The sequence below is a fragment of the Vallitalea maricola genome, from assembly GCF_036985595.1.
Lineage (GTDB): Bacteria > Bacillota > Clostridia > Lachnospirales > Vallitaleaceae > Vallitalea > Vallitalea maricola.
Window position 1 is genome coordinate 1 of the sequence record NZ_BTPU01000414.1, and the last position, 208, is coordinate 208.

1 pseudogene is annotated in these 208 nt (G+C 41.3%); it reads left to right on the forward strand.

Going from position 1 to position 208, the window contains the following annotated elements:
* Positions 1 to 11: 11 nt before the first annotated feature.
* Positions 12 to 208: pseudogene (locus tag AACQ14_RS24490) on the forward strand (hypothetical protein); the annotation flags it as partial.

Sequence of the window (208 nt, forward strand, 5' to 3'; positions counted from 1 at the left end):
CTGGAGGTACTATGGGTGCAGGTGCACAAACTGTAAAAATTGAAGAATTTGACATTTCTATATCAACAGGTAGTGCTTTTGTTGCTGCATCATTAAATGGTACAGATGTAGTTATCGGTGGAACGGGTTCAGTAGCATTTCAAACAGGAGCTAATGCTGGAGAGACTATGACATTAGGGATTAGTAACATGGATGCCACTGGTCTTGG